The 16,327-nt window shown below is 66.8% G+C and carries 20 protein-coding genes; 3 read left to right on the forward strand and 17 right to left on the reverse strand.

Going from position 1 to position 16,327, the window contains the following annotated elements; all coding sequences use genetic code 11:
- Positions 1–341: 341 nt before the first annotated feature.
- Both ACTIFE_RS03860 and ACTIFE_RS03865 read left to right on the forward strand, forming a co-directional pair.
- Positions 342–626 (forward strand): hypothetical protein, encoded by a 285-nt coding sequence (locus ACTIFE_RS03860; RefSeq protein WP_439527851.1) that lies wholly within the window; start codon positions 342–344, stop codon positions 624–626.
- Positions 623–1,036, forward strand: a complete 414-nt coding sequence (locus ACTIFE_RS03865) for a type II toxin-antitoxin system VapC family toxin (RefSeq protein WP_439527852.1) — start codon at positions 623–625, stop codon at positions 1,034–1,036. Before ACTIFE_RS03860 ends, ACTIFE_RS03865 begins: the two co-directional genes overlap by 4 nt.
- 9 nt (positions 1,037–1,045) lie before the next feature.
- Here ACTIFE_RS03865 and ACTIFE_RS03870 read toward each other — a convergent pair whose 3' ends face one another.
- From ACTIFE_RS03870 to ACTIFE_RS03880, 3 genes are read right to left on the reverse strand one after another with little or no spacing between them, the layout of a single operon-like run.
- Positions 1,046–1,471 (reverse strand): DUF6362 family protein, encoded by a 426-nt coding sequence (locus ACTIFE_RS03870; RefSeq protein WP_439527853.1) that lies wholly within the window; start codon positions 1,469–1,471, stop codon positions 1,046–1,048.
- Positions 1,464–1,664, reverse strand: a complete 201-nt coding sequence (locus ACTIFE_RS03875; RefSeq protein WP_439527854.1) for a hypothetical protein — start codon at positions 1,662–1,664, stop codon at positions 1,464–1,466. Before ACTIFE_RS03875 ends, ACTIFE_RS03870 begins: the two co-directional genes overlap by 8 nt.
- Positions 1,661–2,182, reverse strand: coding sequence for a crossover junction endodeoxyribonuclease RuvC (locus ACTIFE_RS03880; RefSeq protein ID WP_439527855.1), 522 nt, complete (start codon positions 2,180–2,182; stop codon positions 1,661–1,663). The genes ACTIFE_RS03875 and ACTIFE_RS03880 overlap by 4 nt, the downstream gene beginning before the upstream one ends.
- Positions 2,183–2,754: 572 nt before the next feature.
- Between ACTIFE_RS03880 and ACTIFE_RS03885 the strand changes: the two genes are divergently transcribed.
- A complete protein-coding gene (locus ACTIFE_RS03885) occupies positions 2,755–3,981 on the forward strand; it encodes a hypothetical protein (RefSeq protein WP_439527856.1) in 1,227 nt (408 codons plus the stop codon).
- A gap of 93 nt (positions 3,982–4,074) precedes the next feature.
- Here the strand turns inward: ACTIFE_RS03885 and ACTIFE_RS03890 are convergent, their stop codons facing one another.
- The 14 genes from ACTIFE_RS03890 to ACTIFE_RS03955 form a co-directional block, all read right to left on the reverse strand.
- Positions 4,075–6,666: a VapE domain-containing protein gene (locus ACTIFE_RS03890; protein ID WP_439527857.1), complete on the reverse strand. Its 2,592-nt coding sequence runs from the start codon at positions 6,664–6,666 to the stop codon at positions 4,075–4,077.
- 8 nt (positions 6,667–6,674) lie between these two features.
- The gene (locus tag ACTIFE_RS03895; RefSeq protein WP_439527858.1) at positions 6,675–7,994 is read right to left on the reverse strand and encodes an ATP-dependent DNA helicase; all 1,320 of its coding nucleotides are present in this window, start codon (positions 7,992–7,994) and stop codon (positions 6,675–6,677) included.
- Positions 7,991–8,740 (reverse strand): hypothetical protein, encoded by a 750-nt coding sequence (locus tag ACTIFE_RS03900; protein ID WP_439527859.1) that lies wholly within the window; start codon positions 8,738–8,740, stop codon positions 7,991–7,993. Before ACTIFE_RS03900 ends, ACTIFE_RS03895 begins: the two co-directional genes overlap by 4 nt.
- Positions 8,737–9,534 (reverse strand): hypothetical protein, encoded by a 798-nt coding sequence (locus ACTIFE_RS03905; RefSeq protein WP_439527860.1) that lies wholly within the window; start codon positions 9,532–9,534, stop codon positions 8,737–8,739. Before ACTIFE_RS03905 ends, ACTIFE_RS03900 begins: the two co-directional genes overlap by 4 nt.
- On the reverse strand, positions 9,531–9,746 hold the full coding sequence (locus ACTIFE_RS03910) for a hypothetical protein (RefSeq protein ID WP_439527861.1): 216 nt from the start codon (positions 9,744–9,746) through the stop codon (positions 9,531–9,533). The genes ACTIFE_RS03905 and ACTIFE_RS03910 overlap by 4 nt, the downstream gene beginning before the upstream one ends.
- A gap of 11 nt (positions 9,747–9,757) precedes the next feature.
- The gene (locus ACTIFE_RS03915) at positions 9,758–9,985 is read right to left on the reverse strand and encodes a DUF6511 domain-containing protein (protein ID WP_007426738.1); all 228 of its coding nucleotides are present in this window, start codon (positions 9,983–9,985) and stop codon (positions 9,758–9,760) included.
- A gap of 140 nt (positions 9,986–10,125) precedes the next feature.
- Positions 10,126–10,356, reverse strand: coding sequence for a hypothetical protein (locus ACTIFE_RS03920; protein WP_439527862.1), 231 nt, complete (start codon positions 10,354–10,356; stop codon positions 10,126–10,128).
- Between the two features lie 79 nt (positions 10,357–10,435).
- Positions 10,436–11,212, reverse strand: a complete 777-nt coding sequence (locus ACTIFE_RS03925; RefSeq protein WP_439527863.1) for a hypothetical protein — start codon at positions 11,210–11,212, stop codon at positions 10,436–10,438.
- A 22-nt stretch (positions 11,213–11,234) separates the two neighbouring features.
- Positions 11,235–12,092: an ATP-binding protein gene (locus ACTIFE_RS03930; RefSeq protein WP_439527864.1), complete on the reverse strand. Its 858-nt coding sequence runs from the start codon at positions 12,090–12,092 to the stop codon at positions 11,235–11,237.
- Positions 12,093–12,196: 104 nt separating this feature from the next.
- Positions 12,197–12,679, reverse strand: a complete 483-nt coding sequence (locus tag ACTIFE_RS03935) for a hypothetical protein (RefSeq protein ID WP_439527865.1) — start codon at positions 12,677–12,679, stop codon at positions 12,197–12,199.
- A 35-nt stretch (positions 12,680–12,714) separates the two neighbouring features.
- Complete coding sequence (locus ACTIFE_RS03940; RefSeq protein WP_439527866.1) at positions 12,715–13,056, reverse strand: hypothetical protein; 342 nt, start codon at positions 13,054–13,056, stop codon at positions 12,715–12,717.
- Between the two features lie 28 nt (positions 13,057–13,084).
- The gene (locus ACTIFE_RS03945) at positions 13,085–13,678 is read right to left on the reverse strand and encodes a hypothetical protein (protein ID WP_439527867.1); all 594 of its coding nucleotides are present in this window, start codon (positions 13,676–13,678) and stop codon (positions 13,085–13,087) included.
- Between the two features lie 118 nt (positions 13,679–13,796).
- Positions 13,797–14,792 (reverse strand): hypothetical protein, encoded by a 996-nt coding sequence (locus ACTIFE_RS03950; protein WP_439527868.1) that lies wholly within the window; start codon positions 14,790–14,792, stop codon positions 13,797–13,799.
- Positions 14,740–15,978: a hypothetical protein gene (locus tag ACTIFE_RS03955; protein WP_439527869.1), complete on the reverse strand. Its 1,239-nt coding sequence runs from the start codon at positions 15,976–15,978 to the stop codon at positions 14,740–14,742. Before ACTIFE_RS03955 ends, ACTIFE_RS03950 begins: the two co-directional genes overlap by 53 nt.
- Between the last annotated feature and the right edge of the window lie 349 nt (positions 15,979–16,327).

Genomic DNA, 16,327 nt, shown 5'->3' on the forward strand with positions numbered 1-16,327 from the left:
CTTCCCAAAAAGCCGGCCCTGTCGCTAGCGATGTGCCGCGCTTCGCCCGCCAGCATACGTTTCGGCCCGGAAAGGAACCGGAAAACAATGGTTTGGCCGGATGGACTCTGGTTGGACGCCAGAAGCCAGCTCCGGTATCCACCGCAGGAGGAACGGCGGTTCGCCTGAGCGCACGAGAGCGAGCATATCGCTATGGATAGCGTCAGAAGGGCGATCCGTCTCGCCTTGCGATGTCTCGCAGGAAAATGTCTCGCGCCTGCCTTCGGACTTGACAGTGCGGTCTTGAAGCCCGTTGTCGAACGCCCACCTTTCCGGTATGATTTCCGGAAATGGAGGGCAGCATGGCCAACACCGATCCTTCGCCCGTCACCGCATGGCGTCAGCGCCGCCAGCGGCAGGGTTTCGTGCGCGTCGAGGTGCAGGTGCGCCGCGAGGATGCAGGGCTGGTGCGCGATGTCGCCTCTGCCCTTGGCGACCCCGCGCGCGAGGCCGAAACTCGGTCCATCCTGCGCGAACGTGTCTCCCCTGCACGGGCTGGTGGGCTGAAGGCCCTTCTGGCGGCCGCACCGCTGGACGGGATCGACCTGGACCGCCCGCGCGATTTCGGACGCGAGACGGCCATTTGAGTTTCCTGATCGACACCAACATCATCTCGGAAATCCGCAAGGGCGCGCGTTGCAATCCTGGTGTTGCAAGGTGGTGGGCTGAGGTTGCCGAGGGCGATCTGTGGCTCAGTACGCTGATCCTCGGCGAGATTCGCAAGGGTATCGAACTGGCGCGCCGCCGCGATCCGGACAAAGCATCGGTGCTGGAGGCGTGGCTGGGCGAAGTGGTTTCGGGCTTCGGAGATCGGTTGCTGCCGATGGATGCGGCCGTCGCGGACGAATGGGGAAGGATGAGCGCGATCCGCCCGGTACCGGTGATCGACGCGCTTCTGGCCGCAACGGCGAAGGCCAATGGCCTCACGCTGGTCACACGCAACGAGGCGGATGTGTCCGGTCTCGGGGTCGCGGTGCTGAACCCGTTCGAGGATTGAACCCTCGGGTCACGGCCCCGCCTTCGCCACTACGAATTCCATCGACCGCTTCTTCGGCACGCGCCTGCCGTTCAGCCGCCAGACGATGACCGCGATCCCGTATTGCCAGCGCCGGTTGGCGGTGGCGCGGCTGATGCCGAGCTCCCAGCAGATAGGCTTCCACGGCTTGCGGTTTGCCCGAAGCCAGAGCAGGCGCGCATCGGCAGGGTCGAGCCAGCGCAGCCAGAGCAGAGCATCCTCGGCCTGCGTGATGTCACGCGGCCCGGGCTTGGGCCGGCGCATCCGAGGCTCCTGGCCGACCTGGTCGGCGAAGCTGTGGAAATACTCGGGCCAGGCGTTGAAGTAGCCCTGCGGCTTCACCTCGGGCAACGAGCGGAACACGTCGGCGGCGCTCTCGAGCCGGTCCTCGACCATGGTGGGCGTCCACTCAGCCATTCGCGGCCTCCCGGTCGTTCGCCCGAGGCCCATACAGCTTCTCACCGAGCTGACGGACCAGCTCGCGCTCTGGCCAGGTCAGGCGATGGTCGTCAACGGAGACGGCAAGCACACCCTCGTCATGCCAGCCATCGCGTTTCACCTGGTCGGGATCCCGGCGCGTGCCGCCGTAGCCTTTCGGGTACCACCTCATCCCAGGCCCCCGTTCGTCTCGATCGCCCAGTGCAGAATGGCGATGGCGTCGGCCTCGTTGTCGTCGGCGGGGGAGAACCCTTGTGCTCGCGCCGCGGCGATCATCGCCTCCTTGGGAGCGTTGCCCTTGCCAGTGGCATGGCGTTTGATCGTGCCGACAGGAACGCCCTCGTAGGGAACACCGCGCACTTCGGCCCACGAGGTCAGGGTAGCCATCAGCCCGCCGTAAATGTGGGCTGCGTCGGTGCCGGCGTGACGGCGGACTTCCTCGAACCAGATCGCGGCGATGGGGCCGGACAGACGGTCGAGTTCGGTCAGCCAGTTGGTGAAGCGGAGATACCGCATGCCGCCACCGTCGAAGCGTCCGGGGCGGAAGCTGACCGTGCCGCTGGTGATCAGTCCGTCATGGCTGCGGAGCGCCCAGCCGGTCGTGGTGCCGAGATCGAGGGCGAGGATGCAGGACCGGCTGATCGCGCCCGGTTCTGGGCGGACGTTCTGCGCGGGGATCGGTGTGTTCATCGTGAAGGCTCACAAGCTGTGGGCCTTCGGCTTCGGTCACCTCAGGATTTAGCATCCGGCGGTCCTCGGCCAAAGCGAAAACGACCAGGGACGATGCGGCCGGCGAAGATCGACGCGCTGCCCGTCCCGGTCCCAACCTCCGAGCGCGTGGTCCCAACCTTCGAGGGGGTTGGGACAGCCCATTATCGTTTTACCTCAATGACTTGCCCGGATGTGGTCCCAACCTCGGTGTCCCCAACGGGGGTCCTTCTCTTTTCGTATAGAAAAACATGTTCCCGACCTTTTCCGTTCTCCCACATGAATGTGTAGCAAAAGGTTGGGATCACGGGGTGAGGTTGGGGACACCTTTGTTTTTGAACGGATTTTCGTGTCCCCAACCCCCTCGGGAGGTTGGGACAGGGTTGGGACCAACGAGGGGGTTGGGACGCGCGTCGACTGCAAGCTTCGGCGTTGTGGCGCTTGACAACTCTTCGCGCTTGCACGGACGATCTCACCATGAAGCTCCAACACTTTGAAAGCACGGTTCGATATTCCCTATGCGAGATAGAGACCTCCTATTCTTTGAAGAAGACTTGGACGCTCAGCTGCGGGCACGTCAGCAGAGCGTTTCTGGAGCGGTCGACGGCATAGCGAAGGACCAATTTCTCGTTTCAAGTGACCAGGAAATCTTAGATCACGTGGTTTCAGCGCTCACAGTCGAACCCGTTTCTCTGCGGGAAGACGCAATGACAATGAACCAGCAAGAAACGCAGATCGATGTCTCAAGGGACCAGATGCGCTACTTTAGCCCCGGTCGGAGTGGGCCTTTCTACATTCCGGGAACGCGGGTGGATATCGACATCCCGTTCATCGGCGAGGGATGGATTTTCCGGTATCGGACCAATCCGTGGTCGACGGTGTTTCCCCGTGCCGAGGTTCAGCGTGGACACCTACGCCTTTCTATCTCACAGCCTCACGATGCTGACCCGGCCTCCTTCAAGTCCATCTATGAACGGGAGATCAAGTTGATCCGCGAGTATGTGGATCGCGCTCACAAGCAGGTGCTCGCCTACAACGAGAGCTTGCCCAATTTGGTGCAGCAGGCGGTCAACCATCGTCGCGACCGTCTTGGTAGGCATGGCAACATCGCGGCGCTTCTCGATATTCCTTTGGCGACCCGGCCCGGCGCGCCGTCCATTGCCCCCGTGAAAGTGGAGATCCGTCGTCCCCCGACTTTACCGGTGCCCCCGAAGACGGGGCTTGCGCCGGAGCCAGGCATTACGGAAGAGACCTTCGAGCATATCCTGCGCTTCATTCGGCATCAGGGGCGCACGTTCGAGCGAACGCCTAGCACCTATGCAGTCCACGGCGAGGAGGATCTGCGCAACATCATTCTGGCCCAGTTGAACGGGCACTTTCAGGGCGATGCTGTCGGCGAAGCATTTCGGGGCAAGGGCAAGACGGATATCTGCATCGAACAGGACAATCGCGCCGCGTTCGTCGGCGAGTGCAAGCTGTGGACGGGGCCAGCCGGCCTCACCTCTGCATTGGACCAGCTTCTTGGCTATCTAACATGGCGGGACAGCAAGGCTGCGCTGATCATGTTCAACGCGAAGAACAAGGATTTCAGCAAGATACTTGAAGCGATGCCCGAGACGTTGCGCGCGCACCAGCTGTTCCTTCGGGAACTGCCGTGCACAGAAGCGGGGGAATGGCGAGTCCAGATGCGTAGCGCTGAAGACGCAGGGCGTCGCGTCACGGTGCACGCTTTCGTGTTCAACCTGTATCACGAGGCCAGTCCTCGCATCAGGCCACTCTGAAAAGGAGGAGAGAGTTCTGCAGCGCGGCTAAGGTCCTACTTGGCTCAGCCACCATTGCCTACGCTACGCTCCTACTGGATCGGTTTGGGCTGCCTACTCACTGTCCTTTCTGTACCGCCACTCCCGCGGCGCCTCGCGCCCGCCCTCGTCGCGGCGGCGGTACCGCTCCCATCCGTTCGCCTTGAGGTAGGCCGAGACGCGCATCTGGTCGCCGCGGGTCCACCGGGCGGGTTCGAGCCCGATGGCTTCCTCGAGGATTTCGCCGACCGATACATCTCTCAGCGGCTCCGGCCGCGGAACGCTCTCGGTGCGGGAGTTGCCGTAGTCGGGGAAGCCATCGGAGACGGTGCGGATCTCGTGCGTCAGCCAGTGTTCGATCAGGTCGTCCCAGGCGTCCGACTGGTAGCGGCGGCCCTGTTCCTCGCGGGCTTCCGCCAGCAGCGCCGGGTCGTCGATCCACCAGATCGCGCCGGCGCGGAAGCGGTGGACGGCCTCGGCCCAGAGCTGGTCCCGGTCGCGGGCGAGCGCCGCGATATCGATTGCACCGCAGCGAAGCGGCCAGAAGCGGCGGTTGCCGGTCTCGTCGCGCAGATAGGTGTCGGGGTTCACGGTGCCGGCGAACACGCACTGGCGCGGCACCTCGACTGTGTAGCGGCCATAGGGCGGGCGGAAGCGGTCGGTGGTTCGCGTCAGGAACGCCTTGATGCGCGAGACCTCGGCGCGGCCGATGGCGTCGAGTTCGGCGATCTCGACGATCCAGACGCCCTGCATGTGCAGCGCCGCGTCCTTGGACCCGAGCTCGGGCAGCTCGTCGGTGAACCATTCCTCGCCGGCCAGTACCTTGATTGCAGTGGACTTGCGGGCGCCCTGCGGCCCCTCGAGGATCAGCATGTGGTCGGCCTTCACGCCGGGGCGGTAGATGCGGGCGACGGCCGAGATCAGCCAGAGCGCGCCGATGGTGTGGTTGAACGCGGTGGGGTCGGCGCCGAGATAGGCGCTGGTCCAGGTCTCCATCCGGGGCGTGCCGTCCCATGTCAGGGTGTCGAGCCAGTCGCGGACGGGATGGATGCGCAGCTCGCGGGCGACGGCGCCAACGGCGCGGCTCACGACCACCGGCGCCACGTTGATCCCGCGGAGCTGCAGCCATTCGGCGGTGCGGATGTCGTCGGCGTCCTCCCAGGGGCGCGGGAGTGGCGCGGTCGCACAATCCCACGGCAGCGGCTGGCGCACCACGATCTCCTGCCCGAACTCGTCAAAGGCGAGAACGCCGGCGAAGGCGGGATCGGAGGTCAGCGCGACGATGACGTTGGCCTCGTTGCGCTCGGGCGCGCCGGCCAGATCGAGCCTGAGGCGTCTGAACCAGGCGGGCTTCGGGATCGGCGCATGCGGATCGCCGCTGGCGTTCACGCGTCGGCGAAGCTCGGCCAGCTGCTGCGTCAGGACCGACATGCCGATCCCGGTCGCGGACTTGATACGCGCGATGACCTGCCGTTCGGGCAGCGGGTCGAGTTTCGCCAGCGCGATGCGCCCGAGCAGCGTGGACAGGGGTTCGAACTCGGGCGGGTTGGTCAGCGCCTCGGCTGCGGCAATCAGCGTTGCCGGATCGCCAGCGGAGGCGACGATGGGCATGGCCGTCTCCGGCTCGACCGGATCCGCGGCCTGCGGCTCCACTGTAGTGTCCGCGTCGCGCGTGTAATCCTCGGCGCGGGCGCCACGCTGCAGATCGTCGTTGAAGTCGTCGCCGTGGAGCGGAGCGACGATCTCGTTCGGGATGTCGGCGCGGTTCAGACGGTCCGAGAGCGTTGCGGCCGCCTGACGGCCGGCGTCTCCGGCATCGGCGTAGATAGTGACGCGCCGGGTGCCCTCGGGCCACTGGAACCGCGCCAGACCGTCGGCCGACAGCGCCGCCCATACCGGTGTGCCGAAGAGCGCGTGCGCGGCGAGCGCCGTCTCGATACCCTCGGCCATGCCGATGTGGCCGTCCTCCGGCATCGGGAACAGGCGAACCACGGCATCCTTCACGCTGCCGAGCATCTTCTTGCCCGGGGGCGCCTTCGCGCTGCCGTCATCGAGCAGGAAGGTGCGGTGGATGCCCGGTGCGCGCTCCCCGTCCGGCAGCCGCAGGATTGCGATCAGGCCGGGCCAGCCGCGGCAGCTTTCGAAGTCCGGAAGATCGGGATGGAACCTCAGGTCGGGCGATCCGGGATCCGACAGCCCGCGAGCTCGCAGATAGGTCTCGCCCGGCGTGCCGGCGAGCGGCACGGCCCCGCCGACAAGACGCGCGATCTCGGCGGAATGGTCGGGGCGCGCGCGCATGGGCGACGCCGGCGCTTTCCGCGTCGCGGGATGGTCGATCCCCGCAAGCCGCGCCGCCTCGTCGAAGAGCGCGCCGTCGCAGAGGCCGGTCGCCTGCGCGATCAGGTCGATGGGACCGGCCCGCTCGCCGGTGGCGTAGTCGAAGCCCCAGCCGGCATAGGGCCCGTCGAGATGGATGGTGCAGGAGCCTTCCTTCCGTGGCGGGCGCCCGGAGAGGTCGGCGCAGCGCAAGGAACGACGGTCGCGCGCCAGCCGGGCTTCGGGGAAGAGCCTCGGCAACCAGTCGGCGGCCGTGCAGGCCAGGCGGTCCTTCACCGCCGCGAGATCGTGCCTGGTCTTCGGGATCGCGATGTCGTTGAGGTCGATCATCGCGCCCCTCAGGCCAGAAGGACGAGCCCGCGCTCGGCCCGGGTGATCGCGGTGTAGAGCCAGCGGCGCCGGTCGATCTCGCTGCGGCCGAGCCCGTCGTCCCAGACGATCACGTTCTCCCACTGCGAGCCCTGCGCCTTGTGCGCGGTGATCGCCCAGCCGAAGGTCGCCTCGGTCAGCAGGCGCTTCTCCTTGTAATCGCGGTCATGGCGCTTGTCGTCGTAGGCGACATGGTCCTCGAAATGCCCCTTGTAGATGCGCAGCCGGCCCGGACGCCCGTCCTGATAGGGCTCGCCGATGTGACGCCCGTCTTCGTCATGGACGACGGCGGAGAAGTAGAGGCTGCCCTCGTCGACGATGTCCTCGAGCGTGACGAACATCCCGTTGATCAGCCCCAGATCGTTCTGGTTCTTCAGGCAGATGATCTTCTCGGCCGGCCCCGTGGGCAGCCAGGTCCCGCCGAGACCCGCAGCCGCGCGCATGGCGTTGTTGATCTGCAGCCGCGTGGCGTTCAGCCCACAGATCAGCTGGCCGCCGCGCAGCGCCTGTTCCGGCGTGATGTCGCCCTTGCGGAGCTTCGCGACATGATCGTCGTAGACGCCGAAGCCGATGGGCCGGCCCTCGCGCGCCATGGTGGCGAGGCGGATGATCGCGCTCTCGGCCGCCTGGCGGTGGATCTCCGTCAGCATCACGTCCGGCTCGTCGCGGGTGAAGGCGCCTTCGCCCCGGATCGGCGGCAGCTGGCCGGGATCGCCGAGCACGAGGATCGGCTTGCCGAAGCTCATCAGATCGCGGGCCATCTCCTCGCCGACCATCGACACCTCGTCGAGCACGATGAGCCGGGCGTCGGCGGCGTCGCTCTGCGGGTTCAGGGCGAAGCGTGGGTGCTTCATCGCCGAGAGTCCCTGGCGCATCGCCTCGATCGTGGCATCGGCCGTGGTGCGCGCGAACCCGGTGAGGCGAAGCGCGTCGCGTTCGGCCAGCGCGATCTTCCTCGCGGCTTCCTCGATTTCCTCCTCGGTCGCCTCGATCACCGAGTAGATCAGGCTGTGGATGGTGCGCGCCGGCGTGCCCTTGCGGGTCAGCACCAGCGCGGCCTTGCCGGTGAAGGTGGCGGTCACGACGCCGGGCACGCACCGGCCGTCCTTCGCGCTGCGGTGGGGCGAGAGGCCGAGTTCGTCGAGCGCGAACTTCAGCACGGTGCTCTTGCCGGACCCGGCATAGCCGAAGAGGCGGAACACCTGCTGCTGCTCGGTTCGGGTCTCGAACCACTCCTTGATCTCGCGGATCGCGGCGGCCTGCGTGGCGGATGGGGTGAACTCGGTCATGGCTGGGGCATCTCCACTGCGTAATCCTTGACGATCCCGCCGCGGGTCGGATCGCCCACTTCGCACTGGCGGACAAAGACCCGGCGACCGTCCGCGAGCTGCCGCCAGTGACCGCGGCGGATGTGCCAGCGCGGGCTGGCGTGAATGCCGCCCTGCGGCGGCGTCGCTGCCTGCAGGCGCGCCGGATCGATGGCGACCTGGCGCCAGACCCATCCGCGCACGCCCTCGCGGGACAGGCGGGAGCGTTTCGCGAGCGATACCTTGCGGTCGCGGATTTCAGGTGAGGCGCCGAGGATGGTCAGCGCGCGCCAGACGATGCCGGCGGCGACTTCGCCGTGACCGCGGACCGTCTCGTCGCTCCACTCGGCCGGGTTGCCCTCGATCTCCGCCTTGCCGTCCGGATGCATCCAGACCCGCACCAGGCAATCCGTCCAGCCGCGCGGCGCCCGCTTGCGCATGAGAAACGTGGCCTCGACGATGTCGCCGTCGGCGCGGGCGCAGACGATCAGCCCCGAGGGAGACGCGCGCTGCTCGCGCACCTCGAAGATCACGGACGGATGCGGCAGCCGAAGCGGACCGGTAAAGACCCGGGTCATCGCGCGGTCGACGATTTCGCCATCGAAGGCGGCCTGATCGTCGAAGAAGTAGATCGGCGCGAACTCTGCCGCTCCAAGCAGGTCGGAGCACCAGAACCGGTCGCGATGCGCGCGCACGATCCGCTTGAGCTCGTAGGCGTCGGGGATCATCGCCGCTCTCCCCAGCACCGTGTCGCCCAGGCGCAGGGCGCGTGCCACTTGCCGGCCGCCATCCCACCCCGGCACAGGACTGCGCTCGGCTCGGCCGCGGCGCGCGGCAGCCATTCCCCGGCCTCGGAGGCCCGCACCACGGCGACGGCGCGATCCGACATCTCCTGCGCGAGACGCGCGTCGAAGGGCACGAGCTCGGCGTGCAATTCCATCGTGTCGCGGTTCAGCGCGGTGAAGAGCGCCGGGGCCGGCAGCTCCATGTAGGCCTGATAGAGGGCGATCTGCGCCGCATACACGGGTCGCGCGAGGCTGACGCCACGCTTGACCACGTCCTTCCAGCTGGCTGCGCCGAGCGCCTTGTTCTCCCAGAGCGCGGGATAGTCCATCGCGACTGGGCCGGAGATGAAACAGCCGTCGATGTGACCCTTGAAGCGGCCGCCGAGGGCCTCAAACCCGAACTGGCGTCCATCGGGTCGCTCGGTCCGCAGGTCGAACCCGGCGATCCGGAACCAGCCTGCGACGATGTCCTCGGCCCGGTGGCCCACCTCGAATATGCGCAGCGTGCGCGGCGCGAACTCCTGGCCTTCGTCCTTGGGCACCGCGAGGAAGTCGTACTGGATCTGGCGCAGGCAGTCGCGGCCGAGACCCGAGGAACTGACATAGGTGCGCGGACGCTCTGCGCGGTTGCGCGCGGACAGCGCCGTGTCGATGGCCGCGGAGACGGCTTCGGCGATGGGCGGGCGTGGCGCGCCGGCGCCGTAGAGGCAGCCCGAGCCATGGTTGAGGTCGATCATCTCTCGCGCTCCCAGAACCCGCCGGCCTGCGCGATGCAGGTCAGCTTGTGGAACTGCGCGTCCGTCAGCCGGGCGCTCTCTCCGAACCGCGCGAGCTTCTCGCGGAGGCTGTCGCAGAACTCGATCTCGAAGTCGGTGACAGCGTTCTCGGTGGCCGTCTCGAGCAGAGGTTTCCAGCTGCAGGACGCGGTGTCTTCGTTCAGGTCGATCATCGCGCGCCCCCTCAGAACGGAATGGGGTCGTCGAGGGCCGTGCCGGTGCGCTCCTTGCGCGCGGCCTGGTCCTGCATGCTGTCGATGTAGCCGGTGACGGCCGCCTCGATCAGGCGGTCGATGTCCTCGGCGCTGCGGTGGAAGAAGGGCTCCATGAGCCCGAGGTCGGTGAGCGCTTCGGCGAAGAGCGTCCGCGCATCGCGGATCGCACGGGCCTCGCGCGCAGTCTTGTCGATCATGCCGTTGTTCCTTTGGGCAATGGCGCTGCCCACGTCCTGACAGCGGCGCGAGCAGAAACGGTGGTAAGGGTGGAGACCCCATCGGAGTCCGTGGCAGTATCCGAAGCCGCGCGCCTCGCGTGCGCAGACCGCGCAGAGCGCTACCCGAGAAAGAAGGTCGCGATCGGGTCCTCGGGCGGCCAACCCGCCCTCTGGAGCTTTTCGGACTGGAGCACGATCCAGCGCGAGATCGCGTTGCTGGCCATGGCTTCGAGGTCGCCGAGGCCGAGGCTTGCGATGGGGGCGTGCAGTCTTCCTCGGGCCTCGAGCCATCGTCCGATCTCCAGCGCCGCCTCGCGCGTCACATGCGCCTGCCATTCATCCGGGTTCATCGGCCCGGCAGGATCGCGCCGGGCCTCGGGCGGGGGCGAAGGCCGTTCGGACCTCCGCCGCCGTGCTGCCGACCGCACCTCAGCCATTGAGCCAGGCGGGCATGCCGGTTGCCGTCGCTCCGCCCGGCGCGGACGGCGGGGACGCCGGCGGCTGCTGGGCGGGCGGTTGCTGCGGGGGCTGCTGCGGCGCTGGCTCCTGCGTGCCCCAGGCGGGAGCCGCAGACGGCGCTTGCGGTTGCGCCCCCCATGCCGGCGTGGGCGCCTGCCAGCCCGGCGCCGGCGCGCTCGCGGCCTTGCGCGGCGGGGCATTGACGGGCTCCGGGGGCACGGTTTCGCCGAGCATGATCGCGGCATGCTGCGGCTCGTCGGGCAGAACGACGTTCGCGATCCGGTTCTGGTCGCGGTATTGGGGGTTGGAGGCGGGCTCCACCATGATCCTGGCGGCGAAGACGATGCCGTCGAGATGCTTGAGCCCGGGCAGCACGCGTTTTGCCTTGGCGTCGGGGCTCTCGTCCCTGGGATCGAGCCCGAGAGCGCTGTCGACCATCGCCCGAAAGGTGGATTTCGAGATCTTCCAGCCGATCGACTGGCCCTTCTCGTCGACCTTGCCTCCCGCGACGGTGAAGCTCTGCCAGAACTTCCGCCGGGCATGCGGCCCCTCGAGGATGGTGAACTCGCAGTCCAGCATCTTCGCGTCGCTCGACTGCGAGGCCTTCAGGAGCTTCGCGTCCATCGGGGTCGCGCCGTCTACGCCGCCGGGGCGCACGGTCAGGCGGACCTTGGCGAAGGTGCCGTCGGGGATCAGCTCGCCGATGGGGGCCATCTGCGGCTGGGCGTCGTTGAGATCGTAGCTCATGGGTCTGTCCTTTGCGTCTGGATCAGGAGTGGGTGGCGGTGTGGGCGGGTGCGCGGCCGTCGATCTTCGCGATCAGCGCGCCGAGATCGGGCGCCTCGGTCACATCGAGCCGGCCGGAGCGGTCCTTGGCGGGAAGGCCCCAGGGGTTGCCGGAGCGGCAGACGAGCCGGCGCTCGGCGGAGGTCTCGTCGAGGGTCCATTCGCCCTTGGCGTCGCGGCCGAAGAGCTGCATGGAGACGACCTGATCGACGATGCCCGGCAACTCGCGCCCGGCCTTCGTCCCCTCCATCTGCGGCTGCCAGGTCGTCGTGCCGAACTCGTCGGTGACCTTCTCGAGCACGCCGACGAAGATCACCGTCTTGCCGCGGGCGTGCTGCAGATGCTTCAGCGCCTGGATCACCTCGCGCCCCAGGAGCCCGTAAGCGCCGCGGACATCGGGCTTGCCGGTCCGCTCGGAGAAGGCCTCGGGCTGCTGGCGGGCATAGGCCATGGCCTGCCGCGTCAGGTCGGTGATCGAGTCGACGAAGACGACCCGCTTCCGGGCGAGGAAGTCCTCGATGCCGGTGCCGAGATACTGCTGCTGCAGCCAGGCGTGATACTCGGCGCCGTACCAGGACTTCGGATGCTGGGCCGGATCGTGCCCGCCGATCAGTACGGCGAGGTCGCGGAAATCGGTGAAGCTGCGCACCGGGATCGAGTCACCGCGCCAGTCCTGCACCGACTTCATGCCGGCCTCGAGGTCGAGGCAGACGGTGTCCTCGGCGGGCAGCGTCTTCAGGAGCGTCGTCTTGCCGACGCCGGGCGGGCCGAAGATGGCGAGGGACGTCTTGTTCTCGGCGGCCGAAAGCCGTTCGTCGGCGGTGATGATGCGGAAGGCCATGGGGTTCTCCGGGAGTTGCGTTCAGGGTGCGCGGCGGCGGGGGTGACCGGGTGCCGAAGGGGAACCTGCCCGGCGTTGCCGACCGGGCGTCCCGCCGCCGCGCGTCACCGGTCTCGAGCCTCGAGCCGGAAGACGGGTTTGCCGGTGGTCTCGCTCCGCGCGTCCGCGAAACCCTCGCGCATCGCCGCCGGCCAGGCGCCGTAGCGCCGCTCGTGCACGCGATAGGCGATCTCGAGATACTCGGTCGGGTCGTCGCCGGCGGCGCGGATGCGTTCGACCATCGCCGCCAGCCGGTTCTGGTCCCACGTGACCTTCTTCGGCAGGTCCGCGACGATCACGACGCCTTCGTCCTCGACCCGCACGGTGCCGCTGGTCTTGCCCTGCGCAGCCCGTTCCGCCGCGGCGGCGGCCTCGTAGCGCTGCGCAATTCCTGCCTCGAGCCGGTCCCGCAGCCGCTTCACTCGGGCGGTCTCGGCGAGCGCCATCGTCTGCAGATCCAGCAGCATCTCGGGCGGCAGCGCCGCGATATCGCCGACGGCGAACCCTTCGAGATCGTCGAAACGGGGGGCGTTGTCGGGGTGCGGCATGGCGGGAACTCCGATGGAGGGAAACGGAACGGCCATCAGGCGGCCTCGGCGTCTTCGATGAGGCGGGCGAGCGGCACCGGCGTGCGGCGCGGTTTGGTCCGCGCGATGGCGAGATAGGCGAAGCGGTCCAGACCGAGCCGCACCTGGACGAGGTGGACGAGGCCAGCCTCGAAGGCCCGGTGCGCGGCGCCGGCCAGCGCGGCCAGCCCGCGGCGGTCCGGTTCCGGCAGCGTCGAGATCACGGCCGTCGTGTCGATCCCGAGGAACCCGCGGTGGTACTCCAGCCGGTCGCCGGGCATCGCCTGTCCGATCCAGGCGCAGAACTCGATGTCGGTGAGCGGCCGGGGCCGCGCCGGGGTGAAAACTGTTGGGGGCATGACGAGCATCTCCATGTCCTCCCTCTACTCACGCGGCTTCCGAACCGTCCCACCGCCCCCCGAGCCCGCGCATGGCGAGTTCGAGCCGGAGGCGTGCGAGGCGGCGGTAGAGGGCGGAGCGGGAGATGCCGTCGCGGCCGATCAGATCGGCGACGGCGCAGGTGCCGAGAGCCGCGCAGAGCCCGCGGACATCCTCCGGCAGGTCGGCGAGCGCCCGGGCAAGATCGTGGCGGGTCTCCACGTCCGCCGCGGCGCAACGATCCTGGCCATGCCAGGCGGCCAGCCCGTCCGTCTCCGCCAGCAGGCAGCCCAGCGGCTCGGCGCTGCCGGCGCCGGGCGCGTCAAGCGACAGCATGGTGCCACCTTGTGCCCGGTGCTGGCGATGATGCCGGATCGCAATGCGCGAGCACTGGTTGCGCAGGACAATGTTTGCGAATGCGCCGATGGTGCCGCGGCGCTTGTCGAAGCCCGGCAGGCGACAGATCAGGTCGACCAGGAGATCCTGACGCAGGTCATCAAGATCGGCGGCAGGCAGCCTCAGCTTGCGCTGCAGGCGACGCGCGGCAAGGTCGGCTTCGTGGATCAGCGTGGCGAGATCAGAGCGAGAAATCCGGGCAGGCATGGTGTTTGATCCTGGTCGTTCGTGTTGACGACCTGACCTTGCAACATGCTGAAATCGCTTATCTCTCGAACTCCTTCCGATTTCCTCCCGAAATCCTCCCGGCTGATGGAAGCGAGATCTACCCGACGAGTGCGATCTCGTCCGGTTCCATCCGGAGCCGCGCCCCAACCCTCGATTTTCGCTCGATAAAGCCGTTGTCTGGCACTGCGGTCAGGCCAGAGTGTTTGCGAAACGCATCGCGCAATCGATGGACACAGCGGTCCACCTGTTCGGGATTGCTGTCCCGCTTGGTTCCGTCCCGGAGTGTGGCTGCAATCGCATCGCTTCTGACCCAGCCTTGGCCGACAAGTGCCTCTTCCGCAAACAAGCAAAGCACCCCGAAATCGCGTGGCTCGATGGCAAGCTCGACGCCATCAAAGACCACCCGTTGTCCGATACGGTCGATCTGCAAGCGGGCGTCCTGCGCGTGTGGTCCCGTGGGCACGCGGATCCGGCCGAGATCGAGCGCGAAGGGACGATCCGGATCCTCGCGCAGCAGATCCTCGGCGTGGGCTATCGTCATGCAGAGACCGTCGAGCTGGCGTGCGACCGCAGTCGGCAATTCGCACTTTCCAAGGCTGACCAGGATGACCGGTGTTCCTCCATCGATGGCGCCGCGAACATGATCCACGATTTCCTGTGCCGTCTCCTCGCGCAGGCGCCGGACCAGGCAGACCTCGGCACTGCGCTCTTGGCGCTTCTGCTGGCCAAGCCGCCAGACCCTTGCGGACAGCGCTGAGGGGCCCGGTCCTTTCAGCGCCGAGTGATCGCGCAAGGCCCGGCACAGCGCTGTCATGTTCAGGTCGAAAGACTGGACCTCGAGCGCGTCCGGACGGCGCTCGCATTCGCCGGTGATGAGGTCAACGACAACCATTGTCTCGCCATCCACCTGAAACAGCGAGGTGCCGTCATCGTTCAGGTCTTCACGTTCCAGAAGGATCCCGAGCCTTTGGAGGGAGCGGACAAGGTGCGGATCGTAAGGGGCGAGATCCACAGCACTGATGCTGCGGATCGGATGCCGATCACTCTGCCGCAGCAGCAGCCTGACCAGTCCAGCGGCGCTTTCGAATGCCATTGTGTTCAAGCATCTCCAGGATAAGCCGCTCATGCGAGTGATCACGCATGCTGACCGTGCGCGGCGGACGGATTGTCACCGGCACAACGGTTTCGACGTCGTCCACTTCCACGGTCACCTCGATCTTGGCATGCACGATCCTGAGATCCCTGATGTCGAGATCGGCAGCGATCTGCTTCAGACGCGCGATGGCATTGCTGGCATCATTGATGGTCAGGAACCAGGGCGATCGGCGCAAGCGTCCGGTCTGTGTCAACTCCGCTTCATCCACACGCAGTTCCCGAAGGGCGACATGCGTGATTTCGCCCTTCGGGTCGATGTGGAACCGGAAGGCCTGCCCGTGGTCCTGCAAGGGAGCCAGCGAGTAGAGCTGCTGGCTGGCGGCAGCCTCGAAGGTGTCTGCATCGCCCAGCACATGTTTGCCGAAGATCCGGACGAGGGCCTTGGCGTCAGTGGCGGACTTCGATCCGACTGACACGGCGCCGCGCCGTGGATCGAACTCGATCGTCGACTGGATGATCTCGCGGAACTTGAGAGTGTCCTCGGTGCCTTCCTGATCCACGTTCCGGGTCTCGGCCTTGGAGCCGTGCAGGATCAGGATGCGCAGGAGGTCGTCTTCCTCAAACCAGCGCACATCACAATAGTGGCCGTTGTAACGACCGGCGAAATGCGCACGCACCGCTTCGGCAAAGGCCTCGCGCACGGCCGCTTCCTGGTGCTGCGGCACCAGATCTTCGCGGTCAGCGTCGCGTTCCAGCCGGGTCGAGTGCGCGAGGAAGGCTGCCGCACTGAGCGCCCTGTCGAAGATCACGCGTTGGTCCAGCCAGGTCACCAGAGCAATGAACCTCGGTGTGAACCGCAGATCGTCCGTGCATCCGTCAACACTGTACCGCGCCAGGAGATCGACACCCGCCTCCTGTGCGATCTCCTGAATGATCCTCATGCCGGGGTCGGTCGAGAGCGTTGTGATGTTGTAGAGGGCAAATTGCAGCACTGCCGGGAAACGGTTGTCTGCCTTTGCGAAGAGGTCGAAGACGGCTTCGCGCCGATCTGCCTCGCCGGCCGGCAATGCGTCCCAATCGAGGTCGATCGTGTCCATGAACGGGGCGAGGAACCGTCTCAGCAGATCAAGATCGACTGTTCGCGCAAAGGCCCTGTCGACGAAGTTTCGTATTCTCCTCGGCATCATTCCCTCCGTTCATTCGACGGTTGCTTGTGACAGGCTGGAGATTTGCACGGGCGGGACTGCAGAAACTCCATCGGCTGGATGAGAAATTGACAACCGGAGACGCTGGCCTCGTCCGGTGGCTGCGGTCGGACACTGAACTCTGTTCTGCTTATGTCCTAACCGATGAAGCAACCAGGAGTCGAGTCATTCTGATGTGCACCCAACGTGTCAGTCGTTATGGGACGCCAAACGAGGTGCATGAGTAGGAGACAAGGGAGTACCACCCTTTGCGGATGCTGTCCTATGGATTGTCTTGCCAAACGCCCCAATCCGCTGCCACCGGACCGGATGAGTGCTGCTGAACGGC

The organism is Pannonibacter sp., assembly GCF_051860505.1.
GTDB lineage: Bacteria > Pseudomonadota > Alphaproteobacteria > Rhizobiales > Stappiaceae > Pannonibacter.